22 protein-coding genes are annotated in these 25,346 nt (G+C 28.1%); 1 reads left to right on the plus strand and 21 read right to left on the minus strand.

The window, feature by feature from the left end:
• Window position 1: 1 nt before the first annotated feature.
• The 21 genes from C7954_RS06695 to C7954_RS06795 all read right to left on the minus strand — a co-directional run bounded on the left by C7954_RS06695 (window position 2) and on the right by C7954_RS06795 (window position 23,654).
• Window positions 2-1,030: a nucleoid-associated protein gene (locus tag C7954_RS06695; RefSeq protein WP_166667690.1), complete on the minus strand. Its 1,029-nt coding sequence runs from the start codon at window positions 1,028-1,030 to the stop codon at window positions 2-4.
• Window positions 1,031-1,621: 591 nt separating this feature from the next.
• On the minus strand, window positions 1,622-1,930 hold the full coding sequence (locus tag C7954_RS06700) for a TIGR04076 family protein (RefSeq protein WP_208320676.1): 309 nt from the start codon (window positions 1,928-1,930) through the stop codon (window positions 1,622-1,624).
• Between the two features lie 30 nt (window positions 1,931-1,960).
• The gene (locus C7954_RS06705; protein ID WP_166667691.1) at window positions 1,961-3,172 is read right to left on the minus strand and encodes a glycosyltransferase family 4 protein; all 1,212 of its coding nucleotides are present in this window, start codon (window positions 3,170-3,172) and stop codon (window positions 1,961-1,963) included.
• Between the two features lie 16 nt (window positions 3,173-3,188).
• Window positions 3,189-4,913, minus strand: coding sequence for an alginate lyase family protein (locus tag C7954_RS06710; RefSeq protein WP_166667692.1), 1,725 nt, complete (start codon window positions 4,911-4,913; stop codon window positions 3,189-3,191).
• 140 nt (window positions 4,914-5,053) lie between these two features.
• Entirely contained in the window at window positions 5,054-6,166 is a 1,113-nt protein-coding gene (gene wecB / locus C7954_RS06715) for a non-hydrolyzing UDP-N-acetylglucosamine 2-epimerase (RefSeq protein WP_134059203.1), read from the minus strand.
• Between the two features lie 28 nt (window positions 6,167-6,194).
• The gene (locus C7954_RS06720; RefSeq protein WP_134059206.1) at window positions 6,195-7,511 is read right to left on the minus strand and encodes a nucleotide sugar dehydrogenase; all 1,317 of its coding nucleotides are present in this window, start codon (window positions 7,509-7,511) and stop codon (window positions 6,195-6,197) included.
• Between the two features lie 14 nt (window positions 7,512-7,525).
• Window positions 7,526-8,767, minus strand: coding sequence for a glycosyltransferase family 4 protein (locus C7954_RS06725; RefSeq protein ID WP_338068534.1), 1,242 nt, complete (start codon window positions 8,765-8,767; stop codon window positions 7,526-7,528).
• A gap of 68 nt (window positions 8,768-8,835) precedes the next feature.
• Window positions 8,836-9,540: a hypothetical protein gene (locus C7954_RS06730; protein WP_134059212.1), complete on the minus strand. Its 705-nt coding sequence runs from the start codon at window positions 9,538-9,540 to the stop codon at window positions 8,836-8,838.
• A gap of 58 nt (window positions 9,541-9,598) precedes the next feature.
• Entirely contained in the window at window positions 9,599-11,077 is a 1,479-nt protein-coding gene (locus C7954_RS06735; protein WP_134059215.1) for a hypothetical protein, read from the minus strand.
• Window positions 11,070-12,641 (minus strand): VPA1262 family N-terminal domain-containing protein, encoded by a 1,572-nt coding sequence (locus C7954_RS06740; protein WP_338068535.1) that lies wholly within the window; start codon window positions 12,639-12,641, stop codon window positions 11,070-11,072. The genes C7954_RS06735 and C7954_RS06740 overlap by 8 nt, the downstream gene beginning before the upstream one ends.
• Before the next feature lie 69 nt (window positions 12,642-12,710).
• On the minus strand, window positions 12,711-13,787 hold the full coding sequence (locus tag C7954_RS06745) for a mannose-1-phosphate guanylyltransferase (RefSeq protein WP_134059221.1): 1,077 nt from the start codon (window positions 13,785-13,787) through the stop codon (window positions 12,711-12,713).
• 30 nt (window positions 13,788-13,817) lie between these two features.
• Window positions 13,818-14,960 carry a glycosyltransferase family 4 protein gene (locus C7954_RS06750; protein WP_134059223.1) on the minus strand — a complete coding sequence of 381 codons (1,143 nt, stop codon included), beginning with the start codon at window positions 14,958-14,960 and terminating at the stop codon, window positions 13,818-13,820.
• Complete coding sequence (locus C7954_RS06755; RefSeq protein ID WP_134059226.1) at window positions 14,953-16,152, minus strand: O-antigen polymerase; 1,200 nt, start codon at window positions 16,150-16,152, stop codon at window positions 14,953-14,955. The genes C7954_RS06750 and C7954_RS06755 overlap by 8 nt, the downstream gene beginning before the upstream one ends.
• Complete coding sequence (locus C7954_RS06760) at window positions 16,149-17,192, minus strand: glycosyltransferase family 2 protein (RefSeq protein WP_134059229.1); 1,044 nt, start codon at window positions 17,190-17,192, stop codon at window positions 16,149-16,151. Before C7954_RS06760 ends, C7954_RS06755 begins: the two co-directional genes overlap by 4 nt.
• Before the next feature lie 88 nt (window positions 17,193-17,280).
• Window positions 17,281-18,132, minus strand: coding sequence for a dTDP-4-dehydrorhamnose reductase (gene rfbD / locus C7954_RS06765; RefSeq protein ID WP_134059232.1), 852 nt, complete (start codon window positions 18,130-18,132; stop codon window positions 17,281-17,283).
• Entirely contained in the window at window positions 18,132-19,163 is a 1,032-nt protein-coding gene (gene rfbB, locus C7954_RS06770; RefSeq protein WP_134059235.1) for a dTDP-glucose 4,6-dehydratase, read from the minus strand. The genes rfbD and rfbB overlap by 1 nt, the downstream gene beginning before the upstream one ends.
• A gap of 20 nt (window positions 19,164-19,183) precedes the next feature.
• Window positions 19,184-19,735: a dTDP-4-dehydrorhamnose 3,5-epimerase gene (rfbC, locus tag C7954_RS06775; protein ID WP_134059238.1), complete on the minus strand. Its 552-nt coding sequence runs from the start codon at window positions 19,733-19,735 to the stop codon at window positions 19,184-19,186.
• Window positions 19,736-19,748: 13 nt separating this feature from the next.
• Window positions 19,749-20,639 (minus strand): glucose-1-phosphate thymidylyltransferase RfbA, encoded by an 891-nt coding sequence (rfbA, locus tag C7954_RS06780; RefSeq protein ID WP_134059240.1) that lies wholly within the window; start codon window positions 20,637-20,639, stop codon window positions 19,749-19,751.
• 24 nt (window positions 20,640-20,663) lie between these two features.
• Window positions 20,664-22,037 carry an oligosaccharide flippase family protein gene (locus C7954_RS06785; RefSeq protein ID WP_134059243.1) on the minus strand — a complete coding sequence of 458 codons (1,374 nt, stop codon included), beginning with the start codon at window positions 22,035-22,037 and terminating at the stop codon, window positions 20,664-20,666.
• A gap of 599 nt (window positions 22,038-22,636) precedes the next feature.
• Window positions 22,637-22,816, minus strand: a complete 180-nt coding sequence (locus C7954_RS06790; protein ID WP_073160321.1) for a hypothetical protein — start codon at window positions 22,814-22,816, stop codon at window positions 22,637-22,639.
• Between the two features lie 589 nt (window positions 22,817-23,405).
• Complete coding sequence (locus tag C7954_RS06795) at window positions 23,406-23,654, minus strand: AbrB/MazE/SpoVT family DNA-binding domain-containing protein (RefSeq protein WP_073160323.1); 249 nt, start codon at window positions 23,652-23,654, stop codon at window positions 23,406-23,408.
• Between the two features lie 585 nt (window positions 23,655-24,239).
• Here C7954_RS06795 and C7954_RS06800 point away from each other — a divergent pair.
• Window positions 24,240-25,250 carry an Rpn family recombination-promoting nuclease/putative transposase gene (locus C7954_RS06800; RefSeq protein ID WP_073160325.1) on the plus strand — a complete coding sequence of 337 codons (1,011 nt, stop codon included), beginning with the start codon at window positions 24,240-24,242 and terminating at the stop codon, window positions 25,248-25,250.
• The last annotated feature ends 96 nt before the right edge of the window (window positions 25,251-25,346 follow it).

Here is a 25,346-nt window from a genome sequence, read left to right on the forward strand (position 1 = left end):
CCTATTTAATATTATAATCATAATTATCAGTTTTAATAGAAATCTCATAACCGCCATCATCCAGAGTTTTAACTTTGATATATCTTTTTTCATCATATAAAACTTTATCTAGTCTTATTTGAATATCTTCTCTGGTTTTTATTACTACTTTTTTATTATTTATAATTTCTTTATCAGGTTTAAACTCATAATCTCCTATGTCCTCTGATATTAAAAACTCAACATATTCTTCTTGATTTTCCTCAGATATCACATCAGAAAACTCTCTAATATTTATTTGCGATTTTCTTTCCAGGGTATTATACATATAACTAATAATTTCTTCGCGTTCTTTACTATCTTCATACTTTTCATTTACAAAATCAATTGTAGAATTTTTAAATACTCTGGTTTTATGTTTATCATCTTTTTCTAATTTTGCATTTAAAAAATTTCTTAGAAAAAACTGAGCAATATCTTGATCAGCAGACTTAGAATTGGTCTGTTTATCTAATATAACAATATCAAAATTATTATCATTATTTTCAGGTTGAATAAATGCTGATTTTTGTAATTTCTGATTTAAGTTAGGGAGACTACTTCTTTCATCAACAACTAATTTTGTTTTTGTTTTTCCATCTTCAGTTTCTTCAACATCATGTCTATAGATTTCGTTATAATCCATTTTTAATAATGCTAAATAATTCTTACTATTAGATTCAAAACTAACTACAATTAAATCAGCCGGAGATATTGTTTTATTTGACATAGATATAAATAACTGATTTGCGATTTCTTTACTACTTTTCACAAATGTATCTGGATTTTCAAAAATATTATTACAACTTATTTTAACAGAATTATTTTCTCCTTCAAATTTAGCTGCCCTAGTTTTGTCATCATTAACAGATTTCAAAATATGCTTTTTTATAAATTCTTTTATTTTATCATCTAATTCCAGAGTGTAATCACTCATTTTCTTGAATTCTTCTCTATTGTTTAAGATATGTAATATAGCATTTTTTATTACCGGCTCTTTAATATTTCTCATCGTTTTGTTTATGCCTCCCCTGTCAAATTCATTATAATACATTTGTTTGTTATTATCAATTTTTATTTTTTTATATCCTATGATCAATTTAAGGTTCATATTTGCTTTTTATAATAATCTTTACATTTAGACTGGTTTTAAGCTATTACTATATTTCTCTATATTCATAAGTTTTCCTGCCGTTATTTAATATTCATAGCAAAATAGCAACCCTAAAAATTGCAAACTAAAATTCTCTATTATTGCAGAAAAATTTTCCTTACAAAATCTAAAAACTGTAAAATCTTATTTAGCGAAAAGTGTAAAAAAATATTTAGCAAATAACCTGGTACACATTTCAATTAGCAGGTGGTACATTTTTAGTTTAGCAGAAAGCAGTAGCATTATCTGCTGGCACTTTTTATGGATCCAGCTATAAAAATATTTTACTTCTCTGCCGGATACTCGCCGCAGTATCAACAATTATAATTTATGAAAGTATTCAACTTACTACATATAAAGAAAAAACTCCCACCTTCCAGTGAGAGTAACAGTCTAATATTAGCTGCATCTAAACAAATTTATGTATATATTGTATGATAACTAGAGGCTCTAGGTTTTCAATGATTCATTAGTTATACTTACCTCCATAATAACAGTTCCTCCACCTGTATAATCACAGGGGTCCAGACACTGGAGATAAGATTTTTCTTTATCATTATTTTTAGAAAGTCCTAACTGGTCTGCTGTAATTCCACGGGATAAAGCATTATAATATGGCAAAATACTTGCTAATGAGTGCATACAAAGCTCTTTTTCAGAATTTAATTTATACCCATTTTTAATACTAAATGTATCGCCAATATTATAAACTGGGCAATCACCTTTTATTTTTACAACTTTTACCTTTAAATCTTTCACCATAAAATCACCATTATTTAAATTGAGACCTTATAAATTTTCTAGTACAACACTCAATTTCTTAGCTATTTTTTCTCTAGTAAAATTCTCCAGTACATACGCCTGTCCATTTTTACTGAAATCTCTCTTTAAATCTTCATTATTATATAATTGTAAAATAGCATCTTTTAAAGCAGCACTATCACCAGGTTCAACAGTTAATCCACCATTAGAATCATTTACTATTTTAGCAGATTCACCGGCAGCACTCAGAATTACAGGACATCCTGCTCCTAATGATTCGAATAGTTTGCTGGGCACACTATCTTTTAGGTTTTCATTTTTTAAGGGAATAATACTCGCGTCAGAATATCTTAAAAAAGTATATATCTTTTTATGAGGATATAGACCTAAAAATTTCAAGTTATTTAATTCGGCTTTTTTTGCTCGCTGTTCTAATTCATCTTTTTCTAAACCATCACCAATTATAAGAAATTGAATATCATTATAATCTTTTAGATTTTCAGCAGCATCAATAATAATATCGAGGCCCTGAGCTAATCCAACATTCCCAGCATAAACTAAAGTGAATTTCTCTTTTAAATTAAATTCGTCCACAATTTTATTATCTATATCATTCTCTAAAAAAATTTTATCAAATCCATTACTGATATATTTAATTTTTTCATTGCTAATTCCTTTAGATTTCAGTTTTTCTTTTTTCATATTAGTAACTGTAGTTATTAGATCAGACTTTTTATATAAAAAATTAGCCATTTTATCTAATATTTTATACTGAAAGCCACCTCTGCTAATTTGCCCGATTTCTTCAGCGACATCAGGCCAGATATCTCTTACATCAAAAACCAGTGGAGTTTTTTTAAGTGCTGAAATAGGCCAGGCACTTATGCTAATAAAAAGTGGTGGTGATGAAGTTATAATTACGTCATACTTCTCTTTTTTGAAAAGAAAAAATAAAGATGAAATCATAAAGCTCAAGTAATTTAGCAGTCTATTAAAAAGATTAACTTTTGGAGAAGCATAAGTATAATAACGATAAATTTTGATCCCGTTTATTTCTTCATCCATATAAATCTTTCTTTTATATCCATCAGGCTTAATACCAGATGGATAACTAGGAAATCCAGTTAGAATTTCTACCTGATGCCCATCTTCTTTTAAATTTTCAGCTAAGCCGGAAATTCTTTTAGTTGCCGGACCTGTTTCTGGCAAATAATAATGCGTATGAAATAGTATCTTCACATTATTCACATCCTACTCAATTCTTATTTATTTTAATTTTACTTATTATTTCTAATTCTTTGTCATTACTTTTTAATTCATATATAATTTTCTTGCTCTTAAGCAGCTGATTCCAATTATAAGAAACAAAACTTTCTGCAACTCTTATTTTACCTAAATTTTTATTATCATTAATCTCAATAGTCATTATTACATTTTCAAAATAGCATTTAACCTTATTATTTGTTATTAATTTTATATCAGTAAAGGTTGGAGCTAATTGAAAAAATGACTCTAATTTATTTTCACTTTCATTTTTGAAATTTATCTCATCATATAATATTATTCCATTATTAATATCAAGCTGTCTTTTATGAGTATTGCCTTTATAATCAATATTTGAAGCCTTAACTGAAGTTAAATCATCATCCTGTTTATAATGCAATAATTTTGATTTGCTAGTTTTAGAAACTCTAAAATTATCCACAAGCCTACTTTTATTATTTTCATTAATACTAATAGTATTATGACTTCTAGTGCTTTTAAAGTATTCTCTAAATTCTGGATCATGATAACTATATACTCCTGGATCAATTAAAAGAGCTTCCCTACCTGCATATAATTCAAAGCTTAATTCGTCAGAATGGCTGTGTCCGGGACAGTGTTTGGGGTTTATGGAATCAAAATCAAAAACTAGATATCTATCTTCTTTATTCCAGCCATCTCTATAAATAAAATAACCAGCATCTTTAAATAGTTTTTCTTTAACTGCTGGTTTACTAGAATCCATATTTATATATTCTTCATATTCTTTTTTAGAAAATATACTTTTAAAATAATTTAATTCAGCACCCTGGGCACAGTATTTAAAGTCACTTCTATTAAATAAATATGCTGCAACAGCCATTAATTCTTTTGGATTAATTGGATAGTCTTTAACTGAATCATTTAATAAAGGCAGCTGCAAATCAGGTCTGATTAAATTTAAAAGTGCATCAAACATTTCTGCAATAGTTTTGTATAAATCAAAGTCATAACTTATATTATTTCTCTTTAATAATAAGTGAATTTCCAGATAATCTTTGAGCGTCACCAGGTGATAACTGCTGCTTCTCTCATCCTGCAGGCCATCATTTAATACTTCAATATTTTTTCGCCTGCTTAATATCTTCAAACCTTTTTGAAACCATTCATCTGCTTCTTTTACTTTAAAAAAGACACCGGCAAAAATCAAGGCTTTAGCATCACTTGTTAAATGATTATTATTTAGATCATACTCTAAATTTGAACTCAAAAAAGTAGCCTGTTCAAAAATAGATTTTTTTATTTTCTTATATATTTCTTTAGAAATAAGATTTTCCTTTTCTAAATAACTAATTGCATTAATCCAATTAACAATTCTTCGAGAAATAGGGTAAGGATCCCAGGAAATATTTTGACCAAACTTTGTATTGCACACCCAATTATTCATTAAAGATAATAATTTATCAATGTATTTTTGGTTTTGATTTTTATTATATTCTCCAATTAAAAGGGATGCATAATTAAAATAATTTAATTCATATAACCATAAAGTAGAATATTCATCAGCTATCCTATTCCAGATAATTTCATTAAAATTATGCTTTTTATTTAAAAATTGAAATTCATTATTCAATATTTTATCAGCTTTAATCTGATCAGAATCAAAAAAGTTATTGAATAAAGGTGAAAAACTACTATTGACAATAATTTCATCTTCTACAGAATAAAATGACTTCAATAATAATTCACTTTTATAAATAAAGTTGTTTTTTATTATTTTTAACAGCCTATAAAACAATTGTTTTGGCGATATTCGTTTTATTATATAAAAATAATCAATTAATTTCATATTTGCCTTCCCTATTTCAAAAAAAATATTTAATTAAAATCCTTTAATATTCGTTTTGCTATTCTATAACTTGCCTGACCATCACCATAAGGATTAGAAGCCTGTGACATTTTAAGATAAGCCTGCTCATCATTTAATAGTTCATTGGCTGTATTGTAGATAGCTGCTTTATCTGTACCTACTTTTTTTACAGTACCAGCATTAACAGCTTCTGGTCTTTCAGTAGTATCTCTTAGAACTAATACAGGTTTACCTAATGAAGGTGCTTCTTCCTGGATTCCACCTGAATCTGTTAAGATCAAATATGATTTATTCATTAAATTAATGAAAGGCTCGTAATCAAGTGGTTCAATTAAATGTACTCGAGCTGCATCTTCAAACTTTTCAGCAGCCAGTTCCCTGATTACTGGATTTAGGTGAACTGGAAAAACAACTTCTGCTTCATCATTTTCTTTTAAGACATCATTGATTGCATCAAAAATATTCTCCATTGGCTTACCCAGATTTTCTCTACGGTGAGCTGTTAATAAGATAATCTTTTTGTTGGCAAAATCAATGCTTTTTAATAATTCATCTGCAAACTGATAATTATCATCTACTACATCTAATAAAGCATCAATAACTGTATTTCCTGTCACAGTTATCTTTTCTGGATCAACATTTTCTTTTAAGAGATTTTCTTTTGCTAACTCAGTTGGAGCAAAGTGCAGATCTGCAATAACTCCAGTGAGATGCCTGTTCATTTCCTCAGGAAAGGGAGAGTATTTGTTATGGGTTCTAAGACCTGCTTCAACATGGCCCACCTTTATCTGCTGATATAAGGCTCCCAAAGAGGAAACAAAGGTCGTAGAAGTATCTCCGTGAACTAATACTAGATCTGGTTTTTCTTTTTCGTAAACTTCTTTAATCCCCATTAATACTCTGGCAGTTACTCCACTTAGAGTCTGTTTATCTTTCATAATATTTAAATCATAATCAGGTGTGATCTCAAATAATTCTAATACCTGATCCAGCATTTCTCTATGCTGTGCTGTCACTGTTACAATTGTTTCTATATCCTCTTCTTTTTTTAAGGCTTTAACTACTGGTGCCATTTTTATTGCTTCTGGTCTGGTACCAAAAACAGTCATTACTTTAATCATTATTAACCTCCATTACAATAGCGAATATTTATTTATCGAGTTCAGCTACTCCATATTCTTTATGCCAGGCATAGTCAGAATAATCTCCGATTTTGATAACTTTAAAACCTGCTTTTTCCCATTTTTCTTTATCTAAGATATTTTTAGTATCATAAACTTTAGTATTTCTCATTTTAGGAGCAAGATTGGCTGGATCAAGATCTTCAAATTCATTATGGTCAGCTCCAATGATTATAATATCTGATCCGGAAACTGATTTTTCTAATTCATTTAGACCATATTCGCTTTTTTGAGGTTCTGAAATATGAGGATCATAAATACCTAAGTCAATGTTTTCCGATTCAAGTATTTCTATTATCTCTAATATCGGACTTTCTCTTAAATCATCCACATTACCTTTATAAGTTATGCCAAAGATAGATATTTTAGGATCACCGATACCAAATAATATTTCTTTAACATTTCTAACTACAAATTCCGGCATACTGTCATTAATATTTCTCGATAATTCTATCATCTTTGCTTTCTCTGGTGCACTTTCTACAATAAACCAGGGATCAACTGCCAAGCAGTGGCCACCAACACCAGGTCCTGGTAGATGAACATTTACTCTTGGGTGTTTATTTGCTAAAGCTATTGCTTCCCAGATATCTATTTTATTTTCTTCTGCTATTTTTGCAAGTTCATTTGCCAGAGCTATATTAACATCACGATATGTATTTTCCATTAATTTTACCATTTCAGCTGTTGTAGCATCTGTTATGTACATATTAGCCTGAACAAAGCTTTTATAAATTTTTCTTGCTTTTAAAGCTGATTTTTCATTGATTCCACCAATAATTCGGTTGTTATTTACCAACTCCTGAATAATTTGACCTGGTAATACTCTTTCCGGACAGTGAGCCACAAACAGTTCTTCTCCTAATTCTAAATTAGATTTTTCTAAAATAGGTAAAACCACATCTTCTGTAGTTCTGGGAGCTATAGTTGATTCAATTATAACCAGATTATCTTTTTTAAGATAAGGTAGAATACTTTCAGTTGCATCTTTTACATATTCTAAGTTGGCAGTTTTATTTTCGGTTAACGGTGTAGGTACTGCAATAATAAATACATCTGCTTCTACCGGTTCCAAAGAAGCACTTAAATTACCTTCCATTACTGCACCTTTAACCATTTCTTTTAAACCCGGTTCTTCTATATGAATATCTCCATCATTAATTGTATCTATCACATGGTCCTGCACATCTACTCCGACTACCTGATGACCATTTACAGCAAACATAGTTGCAGTTGGTAATCCAATATAACCCAGCCCAACACAGCATATTTTTTCTTTTGTCATTTTATCCACTCCAATTATTTAGATAATGTATAATTGATTGCTTCCAGAAAGTCAGCAGCAATTTTCTCTGTTGTATGATATTTTTCTACATACTCTCTGCCATTTTCAGCATATTGTCGACCCTCTTTATCAATATTCTGATACAAATTTCTAATAGTCTCAGCAAGTTTCCTAGGTTTATGTGGTTCAAGAGTAATACCTGCTTTAGCCTTAGTGATTAAGCTTCCTCTCACATTAGATGCAAAAACAATGGGCTTTTTAGCTGCCATATAATCATAAAATTTATTTTTACTAATACCATATTCAAAGGCTTTGCGGTCCATTAGGCCACAAAATAAAATATCTGATTTTTTTAAAATTAAAGGAATATAATCACGAGGTTGTTTATCAATCATAACTACATTATCAAGTTCTTCAACTTCAATAATATTTTCTAACTTTTCTTTTTCTCCCCCGCCGCCAACTATCACAAACTTAAAGTTATCTATGTCTCTTAAATATTTAGCAGCTTTAACAAAGGTAGGCAATCCTTCACTTTTTGATAGTGCTCCAGTATAAGTAACACAAAAATTATTATTCAATATATTATTTAAACGGTCAGATAGTATTTCATCACTCATTTTCTTGTTTTTATCAAATCTTTCTAAGTCCAAACCATGGGGGATATGGAACACCTTATCCCGATTAGTATTATATTTTTCTGCCATGTACTCATCAGCAAAAGGGGCAGTAGTTATAATTGCATCGGCTAGAGAATAATACTTTTTTTCTATTGATTCAAAATATGTAAATATCATTTTCCTCAATAATCCACTGAAGTCTTCGTACATACTCAAAGGCCAAAGATCTCTAACTTCAACAATAAATTTAGCATTATATTTTTGACTTAGTTTATAACCACTCATCCAGGCGAAGGGATGAACTGAAGAAGCAATTACTACATCTGGTTCTTCCTGAAAATCTCTATAATTAGCAGTTTTTCTTTTATAATCCTGATAATTTAAAAATCTCCCCAGTGTACCTTTATAGGCAGGTTTTGTTTTAAATCTTATAAATTCAAATTTATCATTAAATTTCTTTTTATTTACTTCATCTTGAAAGTAATAATTTTTATTTCTTGTGTCATATGATGAGGCCATTACACTAATATGATGTCCCTCTTCTGAAAGCTGTTCTGCTAACTCAAAATGCCTTCCTCCACCACCAACATCAGGTGCACTGGCGTGATGATTAAGTAATAATATGTTAATTTTGATCCACTCCCTTTACTTCCCACAAATCTCAAAATATCTGAGTACTATGTATTTAAATAATAACTTGTTAACTATTTTCTAATATGTTTTGGGGCTTCAATATTTTCTATAGAAGCTATAGTAGCTTCATCAGGTTTCAAAACCTTAAATTCTACTTTTTGATTATAAACATTACCAATAAAGTCCTCAAATTCAAAAATTAAAGAAAAAGAGTCACCATGTTCTTTTGTTTCAGCATAATTACTAATAATAATTTTATAGATTTTTTCTTCTTCCTGTTTTAATACATTAACTGAGGTTTGAATGGTTTTTTCATTAGTAGAATACAACTCAGAATTAGAATCCAGCTTCAATTTGTGACCATTAAATTTTGCAAAATTCCTTTTAATTTTCAAATCAACAATATTTCCTAAACCAATATTTTTAACTTTGATAAGAATTTTATTTTTAGTTAGCATTCTTTTCAAATCTTGATTTCCTAAAACAAAGTTCTTATTAAAATCAATTTTATGTTTCTCTTCTTCAATTTCACTAAATAAAATTGATTCAAAAACTAAATATGGTATTATTGACAAACGATTTTTTTCATCTTGTAGCTCTGTATTTTTCTTTAATGTCATGTAAAGAACATATAAAGTAATAAATCCAGTTATAATACCTCCAGAATAACTCCCGAAAAAACTCATCCAATTTTCTGCTTCAAAACTAGTTAAATAAGGAAAATCAAGAATAAGATTATTAATAATAAATGGGAGTGAAAATGGAAAAACAAACATTAAAAAAATTAAAAGAATTAATATCAACATCACAATTTCTCGCCCCAAATAAATATTATTATAATAAAGAATTAATTTTTCGAACTATCTCCGGCTCCTCAAAACTATCATGAAATCTCAACCATAGCCTCTGGTCGCTGAAAACATCAGCAAACCTTTCTTGTAGCAAAATTGAGATAACAATCTCTTTTTCCTGAACAATAGTTGCTAAAATATAAACTTTAGTCAGAAAAACAAAATAAGCAGCCCTGGCTCCTTTAAAACTTTCATGCCAGCTATAAGCTGCAGTTTCGTATTCTTTTAGCACACTTTTTAATTCACTTTCAGCATCAGCAGCATTTTCTAAAGTCAAAAAATAATAGTGGTAAACAAAGCTATAATAATTAGTGTAAACTAATTTGTCTATATATTCTTCCTCTGCAACCAGTTCAGCTAAATAAGAATCCCACTCTTTCTTAATCCAGCTGCATAAATAAAATTGCTCTACAGAAGTTGTATTTTCAATAAAAATCTTCAGAAATAATTGATTGGCTTCTAAATTATTTTCACTGTGATACTGATTCAAATTAATGGTATCTAAATATAAATCAAAATAACCTTGATTTAATTGGGCTAAGACCAATGCCAGTAATTTTGAGAATGATTTCTCAGACTTAAATAAGTTAATCATCTCTCTAAAAAAAATCTTATCAGTCAAAGCCAATTCTTTTAACTTTCCAGTCAGAATCTCAGTCTCAGCATCAGTCAACTTCAGATCATCAGATTTAAATAACTGCCGCAGCAGTTCTAAAAGCAGCCATTTATTATCCTGAATATAATTAATTGAATCTCTAATCTGCTGTTCAGTAAATAAATTAAAATAAGCTAAAATTTCAATTGGATCAGTTTTGGTACTCAAAGAATCCAGTAGAATAGATATCTCAAGCTGAGCAGCAAAGCTTATAATAGATCTAAACAATACCGGAAAAGCAAAGATATTAATTCCATCTTCAAGGCCTCTTATAAAATTATATGCATAACTAAAATTTAAGTCTTCAATTGCACAATAAAATTCATCTATATTTCTAGTTTCAAGTTGATTATATTTTTTTAAGTCATCTAAACTAAATTTGTTATATTTAAGCATAAACTGAAGCTGTTCTTTAACCCATTTAATTTCAACTGACGAATAGTCATTTAAGTTAATGATGCCATTACATTCTAATCTTAATATATCACGAAGATATACTGCAAGAATCAACTTTTTTAAATCGTCTTTTTCAACAGCTTCTGCAAAATATTTTCTAATTTCTTTGATTATCTCAGCTAATCGAATAAGATCTTTTTCTCTTAACTCGGCATCTGCATAATTAGCATAGCGATTAGTAAAATTCACTATTTTAACTACTTTATTTCTCAAATTTTCGGGAAAGGATTCAGTTAAAATTTCTTCAGTACTCTTATCAGAAAACTCAACCTCTAAAAAATCAAAATAAGATTTATTTCCAACTCCTGGCAGTTTAGAAAGTCCCTTTTTTACTAATTGGTCTTTAGTCATCTTTTGAACACCACACTAAAGTATCATCGCCAGCAGCAGTGAGTTCATCCCAGAGATCATTAAACTCATCTAAAATAATTTGAGGATTATTAAGCTTCTGTAAGATATGATGATTTTTACCCAATCCATTAACTGAAGTTCCCAGAGACCAGACTGCAGGTTTATGTAGTCTATCAGAATAGGGGAATAATAAAAAGCGGTCATGAAAATTCCAGCCATAATTATTATTTCTTACTCTGAATTCTAAATTTAAAGCAAAATTATCACTTGCAACTTTAAAGTAAGCTTTTTCTCTTCGAATCCATCTTTTCAAATTGGCATTTTTTATTCCCAATCTATTATTATGAATTTTCTTTGAGCTTTTATTGTAAGCTGTTATCGCTTTCAGAGGAACATTCCTGTATAGACAATGATAAAGAGTCTGCATTAAATCCTTATGATTTAAATAAGGATCCCAAAGATAGGCTCCTTTTCTACCATGTTTTTCTATTAATTTTCTTATATCTTCTAAAGCTTTCTTCCTATCATCAATACCATTTTTCCCATACTGGATTATAGATAAGTTTTGAGCAAGTCTTTTCTTTTCATTCTCATATTTGCGCTTTTTAATATGACTAAAATAATCTGAATATTTTTTGGAAGTTCTTTTTGAAAGTGACTTAAGTTTAATTTCAACTTTTTTCTCTTCGCATTTAATGGTTCTAATGACACTTTCAGCTTCAATTAATAATTCAAAGTTTTCTCCCAGATAAGAATTTACAATATGAGCAGCTATTAAATTATTCTCCTGATTATAGATAATAAATTCATTCAAATTTTTAGAATTGCCAGTAGTGATAGAATTTTTATTTTTTAAAGTGTTTTTAGGATTATAAAAGCCCATTAGATTACCATCAAATTCATTTTTAGCTATTAAACTAAATTCTTCTTTGTTTTTAACTTCAGGATGCCAGATAAGCTTTAAATTACTCCCATTCCAATTTTCTTTGCTGCTGTTTTTATAAGTTAAGAGAGTAACTGGAAACTGAAAGATGATATTACCAACTCTATCTTTTATGAAAGTTAAATCAATAGGAATAATATCCCTTATTTTTTCAGCAGTTTTTTTGAATTCTTCTGGACTATTAAAAACTGAGTCAAATATATTTTTATCCTGATCAAAGAATTCTAAGATATAAGATCCATTGTAAAAGTTGTTTTTCAATACAGAGTTGACAGGAATTAATTTTGAACCATCTGAGCGAACAAACTGTTTAGGTACAGAAATTAAATCAGCTATATTTAACTGATCTTTATCATCTGACCATTTGTCTTCTTCAATTAGTTTTTGATATTTGTTTTCTATTTCAGGAAGACTTTTATATTCCTGACTTATTCCTAGAGAATATTCATTATTTATCTCAATGAGTCCATCTGTTAAAAAACCATCTTGATTAAGCTCAGGTTTATTTTCTTCTAAAACAATTATTGTATATAAGTTTCTTGGCGTTTTGTGTTTTTTATTAAAAGCAAAGATGATTGTGACTTCAGCTCGTTGATAAAAACCTAGATTCCCTTTTCCAATTAGAAGGTTGTATTCTTTTAAGGAAACTTTTTATTCATTCTAATTCACAACCTTAATTACTTTTGTAAACTATAAACAGTCGCCCAGACCTTCATCTGCTAGTATTTTTCTGATCTCTTTTACTTCTTGGGCTCTATTTTTGTCACAAATTAAAATTGCATCTTCTGTATCTACTATCACTACATCATCAAGTCCAATGGTAGTTACTACTTTATTTGGACTGTGAATAATAGAATTAGTAGTATCTATACCATAATGTTTACCGACGACTACATTACCGTTATCATCTATTTTTTTGATTCTCTCCAGCGCAGGCCAACTGCCAAGATCATCCCAACCAAAAGAACTAGGGATAACAAAAATGTCATCTGCTTTTTCCATGATTCCATAATCTATAGATACACTTTCCATCTGCTTAAATTCATTTTTTATAACTTTCTGTTCTAAATCTGTTCCCAAAGCATTTTTTATATTTGCTAAAGACTTATACATTTCAGGTAAATATTTCTCTATATTATATAAAATACTATCCAGTCGCCAGATAAACATTCCACTGTTCCAGAGATAATTACCATCATTGAGAAATTCTTTAGCAGTATCTAAATCAGGTTTTTCAGTAAAGTTTTGAACTTCAAATACCTGATCTCCATCTATTGTATGCAAGTGATCACCATAATGAATATATCCATAGCCTGTTTCTGGATGAGTTGGCTTAATACCTAAAGTAACAAGATTTTTGCCAGTTGCAGCAGTCATTACTGCTTTAGATAAAATATCCACAAATTTCTTTTCATCTTTTATTAAATGATCTGCAGGTAAAACAATCATTGTTGAGCCCGGATATTTGTTTTCGATCACCACTGATGATAGGCCTATACAAGCAGCAGTATTCCTTTTCATTGGTTCTACTATTATGTTTTCTTTTGGTATACCATCCAGCTGTTTCTTGATTGCTTTTTGGTAGGCTTCATTAGTTGCAATAAATACCTGTTCTAAGGGAACAAGTCCACTTATTCTTTCTACAGTTTCCTGCAGCATTGTTTTTTTTTCATCATTTAATTTTAAAAACTGCTTAGGATTATCTTTTCTGCTTAAGGGCCAGAATCTTGTTCCTTCTCCACCAGCCATAATTAATGCTGTTATCATTTGAAACCACTCCAAATATTTATATATTACCTAGTGTAATAATGATTCATAAAAAGCTGTTGTTTTTTTGCCAATATCTTTCCAGGAATAATACTGTTTAATTTTAGTCCATAATTCCTCATTATTTTTTATTTTTCTAATTTCATTTCCGTTGTTAATAATTTCTCTCAAACAGTTCTTTAACTCAGATTTAGTTGGTTCAATAACCCAGCCAATTTTTCCAACCTCGAAAGGGTCAGTTAATCCACCTCGGTCGGAAACTAGAACTGGTTTTTCTTCAGCTAATACAGATAATAACACACCACTTTGAGAGATGTTCAAATATGGAAGTAAGATCACGTCTGCAACTTTCATATATGCAGCAAAATTATCTAAAGGTAGAAATCTAATATCAGTAATTACATTATTATAATTACTTATCTCTTCTATTCTATTTTTTAGTTGATCATTTTTACAAGAACCAGTAATTAATAAAATAATATCTTCATTACTATTTAAAAATTCATTTTCTTCCCATAAATCTAATAATAAATCTATACCCTTATTTTTTCTAATAGATCCAATAAACCCCAAAACAATCTTGTCATTTAAATTATTATTTTTATAAAATTCATTTTTAATTTTATTAGTATTATTTTCATCATAATTTAATTCTAATAATCCATGAGGTATAACTTTAATTTTATCATTATATATATTAAATCGATCTATGATTTCTTCTTTTGATCTATTAGTATGGACTATAATACCATCAACTAAGTTATAAATCTTATTATATATTTTTTTATATTTATTGCCAGTATCATGAGGTAATACATTATGAGCGGTAAAAACAATTCTGCTTTTCGGTAATAACATTTTAATTGTCTTTAGCAAGATATAGTCTAAAATAGGTAATCTAAACCACTGAAAATGAATAATATCTGGTTTATTATTTTTTAATATAAATAATAATTTTATCTGAGCAATTAAATAACTAAAGAATTTAAAAACATGCTTTTTATCACTGTAATTATATATTGATTTAAACTTAAAATTTGAAATAGTCTTTTCCTCAAACTTACTATTTCCTAATAATATTTTTTCTTTAAAATTGACATTTTTTAAAAGATTTTTATCATAAAGTTCTAAATTGCTATATGATTGAGGATCAATTAATATAATATTATTCATTAAATTTCACCTTTCGAATATTTATACTTAAAGTATAAATTATAAAATAAAAAGCAACACCAACAAATGAAGTTATAAGCATCCTATTGGCAAAGTAATTTCCAAAAAAAGAAAAATCAATAAAAGATAAAAAAATCAAATAAAGTGAATACATAAAATAATTAATCCTTGAATAATAACCAGTTATTAAAATCATTAAATTAATGAATATTATAAACACAATTACACCCAAATATCCTAAATCAAGATAGGGTTTAAGAAAAATTGTACCTACATTTGAACTTCTTTCATCTCCAAAGTTATATCTAACAGATTTTAAATTTTCTTTAGTTGAGATTTGCATAAAATCTAAAAATGGGTATAATAAATAAGATTCTTTTATATTATTAACATTGATAATATTTTCTGACATATGATATGAGAAACCTTCAAAAGAAGAAGTCAAATATAAATATATTTTTTCAATTATATTTATTTCTACACCAGCAGTATAATAAAATGAATAACTAAAAACAAACAATAAAATCACACTCAAGAAAATAACAAATAAAGTCTTAAAGTAATTAATTTTATTAAATCTTTCATAAAACATATGGAAACAAACCATCATTAATAATAGTATGCCCCCCTTTCTATTATCTGCAATTAAAATAATAAATGATGTTACAATATATAAATTTAAATATTTAAATTTATAATTATATATTTTAAAATATATTAAATTAATAAAAGAAACAAAATTAAGTGTACGGAAGTTACCAATAAAAGGATTTATATATAAATTAGTTTCTAAATAATAAGGATATTTAGTATACAAGGTAATAATGTTAATTAAATTTTTGTCATTTAATAAAATATAATAAGAAAAAATTAAAAGAATAACGTTTATAATAACAGTTATTTTTGTGCAATTATATAAAATTTTTGGATGTTTTAAATATACAGTGTTCACTTTAGAAATTGATGTATTAAAGAAAAAATATACAATAACAAAAAAAGAAAAGATAATTAACAAAACAAAAATATTGCTTTTATATAGAGAATGATTTTTATAAAATGTATTCCAATTTAAATAATAAAAAAATAAAGAAAATAAAAAAAACAAGACAAAAGTGTATCTATGATATCTAACCGGTTTCTCTAATAATAAAATAATCCCTAATAATACTAATAGACCTAAAGCAAATATCATTTTTTATCACTCTCATACTTTCCAAAATTACTAAAATAATAGTCATAAAAACCTTTTAACATCATTTTTATGTTATCATATTCACCTGAAATTAACCATTGAGTTAATCTAACTAATCTAGTTATTATAAAAAATATATTAAAAGTAACTGAATAGATAATGTTAGGACTATTTTTTTTCATGAACAGTAATCTATTTCTAGTAAAATAATAAGATAAAATTGGATTTGTTTTCCCAACTGAAGCAGAAACTTTATGATATATTTTTGAATTCGGACAAAACAGCAAGTCTAAATTATGATTTCTAATCTTAGCTGAAAAATCATCATCTTCATAATACAAAAAATAATCTTCATCTAATTTCAATAAATCTTGATCTTTCAATAAGTTCGTATTTAAAAGCATACAACATCCAGTTAAAAAATCTGTTTTAATAGGTTTCTCTAAACTCTTTGCCATAGCAGTATAATCAATATTCAATCCCAAACCTTTATACCAGTTTCGTCTCCCTTTATAAAACCATATCTTTTTTTTCTCAGGATACTTATAAATCGCAGGTGCACTTGCTGCTGAATTATTTCCTTCTAGACATTCAACTAAATGATCTAAAAAATTATTTTCGACTAATGTATCATTATTTAATAATAATATGTAATCTGAATTAAATTTTAGAGAATACTCAATTCCAATATTGTTTCCACCAGCAAATCCTAAATTTTTATTAGATTTAATCAAAGTGATTTTTGAAAAAAAATCATTTACACCTATTTTCTTTTTTGACTTTTCACTATCATTTTGATTATATTCATGAACTTTCAAATTATCTTTTTTATAACTAAAATTTGTAACTTTTCGAATACCAGATAACTGATTTTTGCACCAATTATCTATATTTAAAAAGGATTCATCAGTAGAATTATTATCTACAACCACTATATTATAGTTAGGATATGTAATACAACGTAAAGATTCTAAACATTCAATTGTATCTTTTACGCCATTATAGTTTAATAAAATTATATTGACCTTAGGATAATTCATTTAATCCACCTGCAAATTTAATTATAGAAAGTGTTTTATAGTTTTTTATCACTAACTAAAATTTAATATTTTAATACAATTTAAACTTTCATATTATAAATTCCTTATTAGTTTTAATAAATTTATAAATGGCTTTTTTGAAATTAACTAAATGCTCAAATTTATTATTCAAACTAAATTTACTTAATCTAGAATTTTTGGGCCTTTTAGCCTCGGTCTCAAACATTTGACTATTAATGGGCTTAACTTTGACATCCATATTTGAAGCCTCAAATATTAACTTAGCAAACTCATACCAACTACAAAAACCTTCATTAGTTGCATGATAAGCCCCATATTTATCAGTTTTGATCATCTCAACAATAAGCTTTGCTAAATCACCAGTATAAGTAGGTGAACCATATTGATCAGCAACAACTGATATTTCGTCTCTTTCTTTTCCTAGTTCAAGCATTGTTTTAACAAAATTATCACCATGTGCTCCGAAAACCCAAGAAGTTCTTACAATGAAATACTTATCTAATAATTTCTGTACTTCCTGTTCTCCCTGATATTTTGTTTCTCCATAATAATTAATTGGATTAGGTTGATCAGTCACTTTAAAAGGTTCTTCACCTTGACCATCAAATACGTAATCTGTGCTTATATAAAGCATTTTTGCACCTAACTCTTTAGCTGCTTCAGCTGCATATTTAGTTCCTTCTACATTCACCTTATAACACAACTCTCTTTCTACTTCAGCCTGATCAACATCCGTATAAGCAGCACAATGAACTATTACATCTGGCTTATAATCTAATATAAATTCTTTAGTTTCATTTTCATTTGTTAAATCAAAATCTTCTTTATCTACACCTATATGTTCTATATTTAATTCTTTTAATTTTTTAACTACATCATAACCAAGCTGTCCATCAGCACCAGTAACTAAAACTTTCATTAGTTAGTCACCTGCTTATCTTTATAAATTCTTTGATAATAATTCTTATAATCACCACTAAGAATATTCTTCCACCATTCTTTATTATCAAGATACCATTGAATTGTCTTTTTGATTCCTTCATCAAATAAAATAGTTGGTTCCCAGCCAAGTTCATTGCTAATTTTAGTTGGATCAATAGCGTATCTTAAATCATGGCCGGCTCTATCTTTAACAAAAGTAATTAAAGATTCAGGTTTATTAAGTTCATCAAGAATAGTTTTAACTACTTCTAGGTTACTTCTTTCATTATGACCACCTATATTATAAACTTTACCTTCTTTACCTTCATGTAAAATTAAATCAATAGCTCTGCAGTGGTCTTCAACATATAACCAATCTCTAATATTTTTCCCTTTACCATAAACAGGTAACTCTTCTTCTAATAAAGCCTTAGAAATCATCAAAGGTATTAACTTTTCTGGAAACTGATAAGGACCATAGTTATTAGAACATCTTGAAATAGTTATTGGAAGTCCAAATGTTCTATGATAAGCTTCTACTAACAAGTCAGCTGAAGCTTTAGAAGCCGAATATGGTGAAGATGTTGTTATTGAGGTTTCTTCAGTAAACATTAATTCTGGTTTATCTAACGGCAAATCACCATATACTTCATCTGTTGATACCTGATGGAACCTTTCGATTCCATATTCTCTGCAGGCATCCATTAAAACTTGAGTCCCCATAATATTAGTTTCTAAAAATATTCCTGGATCCTCAATTGAACGATCAACATGAGATTCAGCAGCAAAGTTAACTACCATATCAAAATTCTCTTCTTCAAATAAATCAAAAATTAAATCTCTATCCCTAATATCACCTTTAACAAATCTAAAATTATCATTGTTCATTACTGGTTCTAAAGTTTTTAAGTTACCAGCATAGGTTAAAGCATCTAGACAGACAATTCTGTAATCAGGATGTTTGTCAAGCATATAAAATATGAAGTTGCTGCCGATAAAACCAGCTCCACCAGTTACTAAAATATTCATCTATTTAAACCTCGCTTAATTTAATATTTAAAATTGCAATCGCTATTGACTAATAAAGGTGCATTCTTATCTTTTTCTGATAAGATAGGATTATCTATTCCCCAGCCAACATTTATTTCAGGATCATCAAATCTTATACTCCTGTCATATTCAGGAGCATAAGATTCATCAACTTTATACTGTACTTCAGAATTATCACTTAAAGTTAAAAATCCATGAGCAAAACCTTTAGGTATTAAGAACTGTTTTTTGTTTTCAGCACTTAATTCTACTCCAAACCATTTTTTATATGTAGGTGAACCTTCTCTTAAATCAACCGCAACATCATAAATACTACCTCTGGTACATCTAACTAATTTAGTCTGTGCTCTAGGAGATAGTTGAAAATGAAGTCCTCTTAAAACTCCTTTTTCTTTTGATAAAGAGTGATTATCCTGAATAAATTCTATCTCAAGACCATTATTTTTAAATTTTATAGCTGAATAACTTTCTGTGAACCAGCCTCGATTATCTTCATAAATTTTAGTCTCTATTATGTACAAATCTTCAATTTCAGTTTTTATTACTTTCATACTGCACCTCTAATTAATATCTTATTTTATCTTCAGCTACTTTTTTAAGAAACTGTCCATAAGGAGAATTACCATATTTCTCAGCTGATTCTAATAAAGTTTCTTTATCTATCCAGTTATTTCTATAGGCTATTTCTTCTAAAGCAGAAATTTTAATTCCCTGACGGTGTTCTATTGTTCTTACAAATTCTGCTGCTTCCAAAAGGGTATCCATTTTACCAGTATCCAACCAGGCAAAACCCCTACCTAATAGCTGAACATCAAGATCTCCTTCTTCTAAATATTTCCTGTTTAGATCAGTTATCTCGAGTTCTCCCCTATCACTTGGCTCTAAATTCTTAGCATAATCAACAACTCTGTTATCATAAAAATATAATCCAGTAACTGCATAATTTGATTTTGGATTATCAGGCTTCTCTTCTATAGAAGTAACCTGTCCCTCTTCATCAAAATCAACTATGCCAAAACGTTCTGGATCATCTACATAATAACCAAAAACTGTGGCTCTATCTTCATTATTAACTGCTTCTTTAAGTAAAGAAGTTAAATGATTACCATAGAAGATATTGTCTCCTAAAATCATTGCAACATCATCATCACCAATAAATTCTTCCCCAATTATAAAAGCTTGAGCAAGTCCATCAGGTGAAGGTTGTACTTCATAACTTAATTCTATACCAAACTGACTTCCGTCTCCCAATAATTCTTCAAAACGCGGTAAGTCTTCTGGAGTAGAAATAATTAATATTTCTTGAATTCCAGCTAGCATTAGAATTGATAATGGATAATATATCATTGGTTTATCATATACCGGTAATAATTGTTTGCTTGTTACTAATGTTAATGGATATAATCTTGTTCCTGATCCACCTGCAAGTATTATTCCTTTTGTTTTTTTAGACATTCAAATGATCCTCCTATAAATTAATTATAAATCCCCTTTGTTTTTGAATTCATTAATTAAACCCATGAATTCTGATTTATAAAAACCAAATACTAAAATCAATAATCCAACACTAAAAACTATAGTTCCAACTAAAAGACTAACTAAATTACTAGAATATATGAATAAAACAACAAAAATAACTAAATATAAAACTTCCTTTAAGCTAACAAATAATGTTTCAAAATGTCTAGAAGAAAAATAAAACCAGATATAAAAAGAAATCGTTGTTGCTATAGCAATTGCAATATTATTACCAAATACTGTGAGAGCAATAAAATTTAAAATAACAGATATTAAAAGCATAGAAAAAACTGTTTTTACATATAATTTATCACTTTTTCTCACTTTATAAAGATTAACATATAATGCTTTAATAGTAATCAGAGCTGGAAACCCAGCAAAGATAATTGCAATAATATTTAAAGCCGGTATATGTTTTGGTATGAAATTATTAACTATGAATGAAAAAAGAAAATATGAACTACTAGCAAAAGAAGCAATAATAATAAAATAACTCTTTAATTTCTGTAAAATTTTATCATTACTATTACGAGATAAATAAGGATAAAAAACTTTTGTTATAGAGTTAATAAATATATTAATCATTGCCATCATAGACATAGCAAAAGAATAAAATGCAAAATCAGAAGTTGTTAATGCTAATTTCACAAACCATCTATCAATAGAATAAAATGCAATCGATGATAAATTGCCGAGCATAATAAAAAAACCAATATTAAATATACTTTTTATTTCCTCAAAATCTACTGTTGTATCAACTGATTTTGTTAATTTATAAAAATTATATTCTAAAATAAGAAAGATAGATGTATAGGCAAACAACCTTATTATAATAAAAAGCCAATAGTTTTCAATTTTAAAAATAAAAATTACTGCCAGATTAGCAATTAACATTACAATTGGTGGAAAAATTAAGATTTTAGAGTAAATATCAAATTTTCCGATTGCTTGATAGAAAAACTTATAAAAAGTGAGCAAATTAAATGGAATTATAGATAATGAAAATGCTAATAATATTTTATCATCTATAAAAAATGAAGTGATAATAATAGCAATACTAATAATAAATTGAAAAACTAAGAAGAAATGGTGTTCTCCTTTTAATAAAGACTTATCCACTTCATCTTCATAAGAACCACCATATTTTATAAACAATCCATCTGCTAATCCAAAATGCAAAATCCCTACATAACCCAAATATAAGGTGAACGTTTTAAAATAGGCATATTGATCTAAAGATAAAAAAGATGGTATAACTAATCCTGAAACTATTCCAACAGCTAAAGTTATTACATTAGAGCCAAAAACCTTAAATAAATCTTTTCTTAAATCCAATTAAATATCCTCCAAATTCCATCCTCTAAACATAAAAAAATAGTTTTTTACATCAAAACCTCTCTCGAGATTTAAATATAAAAAACTAATTTATATATATTATTTATATTCACTCTAAATCTCTGCCCCACTTCAACACAGTGTCCACTTTGTTGAGATCAAAGTGTATTGCTAAAAAAATAACCTGATCATGAACTTATATCATAGTTTTTTAAACCTCTACTCAATTCATCTTACTCATATGAAAACCTCGGTTCCAAAGATTTTCATACATATTCAATTGTCAACGTACCTGAGTTAAGATTTTATTTTGTGACATTGGATTTTATATCTCAGATAATAATTTTATGAATTTAAACTATCGTACTCATCAAATATATCATCAAATATTCTTTAAAAGTTGAATTTTGGTCTTCCTAAAATACCCATGAAGGGCCATAAGAATTAATATGCGGCACATTTGTAAAATGCCCATCAACAGCAGCTATAGAGTTCTCCCCATTGGCCAACATTTCGTAGATGAAACTGGTATCTAAATATATTGATTCAGGTATTGTAATATTATCCAAATTGTTCTTTCTTATTGAAAAAAAGGAGATTTATTTTCCACAAGATTCCCCCCTCAATTCCTCTAAAGTTTTTTTCCATTTTCCATAATTTATTTTACAGTCATCTTGGAGAGCGAAAAGATTTTCTCTAAGCAATTTAATTCTTTGTTCTTTATTTTCAGGACCAATATTTTTCTTTTTTAACTGCTCTCTACAGAAAAATTTATTCATAAAAACAAACTCCTTTATAATTCGTATACACATCAATTAAGTCAGCATATTCTGATTCAAAAGAGTTAATTCCTTTTTCATTGAAATTCTGAAAACCATATCCTCCATTATCAATTTTTTGGACTTCAGGATAATTTTCAATTTAATATTGGTATTTCTACGGGCCAAAAGCATTATAAAACTGGATGGGAATTCCCCTATCGTCATTGGAACTTCAAAGCAAATGAGCACGAATTCGATAAAAGCAAAACTAAAAACAATTAAAAAAACCCCATCTCCTCTACGTAAATATCCCAAGTGTAACTTGAGACTTCGATTTGACAGGACTTTATTATCTTATATAGTAAGTATAATCCTATCAAAACTGAAAATCAAGTACTCTATTAAAATTTTATAAATCCCTGCATTCACTTTGTTGAGATCAAAGTGTATTGCTAAAAAAATAACCTGATCCTTGAACTTATATCATAGTTTTTTAAACCTCTAACCCAGTTCATCTTCCCATATGAAAACCCCGGTTCCAAAGATTCCCATACATATTCAATTGTCAACGTACCTGAGTTAAGATTCTATTTCGTGACATCGGCTGTCATTTTTCTTCCCGAATTTTCTCTACATACTCATTTACATCTTCTTCAGAATTTAAATATTGTTTTTTAGCTTCATCTTTCATATTTTCCTGAATTTCTTTTAAGGCAACTAATGAAGCATTTAGCACAAAAATGTTTCCATTCTCCTCCGCAAATAAAACTTTATCTCCTTCTTTTAACTTTAACTTTTTCCTTATTTCTATTGGAATAGTAATCTGACCTTTAGATGAAACTCTTGCAAGTTCCATTTATTAACCCCCTTTGTCTTTACTTTCTTTGTTTTCCTTACATATATTATATCAAAAAAAGAATAATATGTATACTAAATATTAATGAAGGATAGGGGCTAAAATAAAAATAATGATCTAAAAATCTATTAAAGCATATATTCATTTAAAATTAAAATAGGCATAATATTGCAGATAACTCTTTTACCTCTCGCAATCTTTATTTTATAACATTATTTAAGATACATCAAATAATTAGAGTATCTAATTTTGTCGAATGACAAAGTAAAACTTTTCAGTTAACACTATTTTTGACATCGGTTGTCACATTTGTGGATTTTCTTTATTTATTTCGATTAATTTATAAATTTAATGCTGCAGACACTCAATAAACTTTTTCAACCTTTTCTAACGTGTTCAATTTCTTAACAACTTTTATTATAATACACTCTTGCCTTAAAATCAATTAATATTTCTCTGTTTTTTTGTCGAATTAGCTTGAATTTAATTGAACACAAGTTCGTTTTGTGGTATAATATACTTAAAGATTAGTTCTCAGGCCTTATCTTTTTAAAGATAAAATTCTAAGAGAAAGAGGTTAGAAAAATGCAAACTCCTCACGACAGGTTTTTTCAAGATATGTTCGACAAAAAGATTGTCGCAGAAGAATTTATCAAAAATTATTTGCCTCAGGAATTGTTAGAATTGATTGATATGGATAAGTTGGAGATTTCAAAAAAATCATTTGTTAGCAAACATTTAAGAAAATATTTTTCAGATGTTGTTTATAGGGTTCAATTAAATAAACATAATGCCTATGTATACTGCCTTTTTGAACACAAGAGTTATCCCGACAAAGATGTTTCCTTTCAACTTCTCAAATATATGATTCGGATCTGGGAACATCACCAGGATCATTATGATGAAGAACAGCTGCCGTTAGTAATCCCCCTCTTGATTTACCATGGGGAAAAGAGGTATAATATAGGTAAGAGATTTAACTCAATGATCAATACTCAGCCGAATACTGAAAAGTTCATTCCAGACTTTGAATATTTGCTTTTTGACTTTTCTAAGTATAGTGATCTGGAGATTATAGGAAGTATACAGTTACAAATAGTTTTAAAAATACTTCAAACTAGCTTTATTGATAATAATTATGATAAAATATTTACTGACATATTAAAGTTGATCAAAAAATTGAATGATACTAAGACTATTTTAGAATATTTCACAACAGGAATGGAATATATTCTAGAAATTAAGGATTATGATTTTGATATTATGCATGATAAAGTTAATTTAATCATCCCCGAAAGGAGTGAGACTTTCATGTCTACAGCTAATAAATTGCGTGAAGAGGGTAAATTAGATGGAATTAAAAAAGGGATTAAAGAAGGTAGAAAAGAAGGAATGAAAGAGGGTAGAAAACAGGAATTAATTGAAACTATTTCAATCTTAATAAAGGATAAACTCCCAATAGATAAGCTTCCGGACAATCTGGAGAGTAAACTTAATAAATTAGATTTAATTGTTTTAAGAGAAATTCGCACTGATTTATTAAAGGATATTATAAACATTGAATCACTTGAAGATTTAGAAGAATACTTAAACTAAAGAGCAGACTTTTCTGCTCTTTCTTTTTTTAGTTATTCTTCATCGACATCTACCCCAGCCAAAAAAGACAAATCCTTATTGATTTTTTCTTCTGCA

The organism is Halanaerobium congolense (assembly GCF_004366375.1).
GTDB lineage: Bacteria > Bacillota > Halanaerobiia > Halanaerobiales > Halanaerobiaceae > Halanaerobium > Halanaerobium congolense.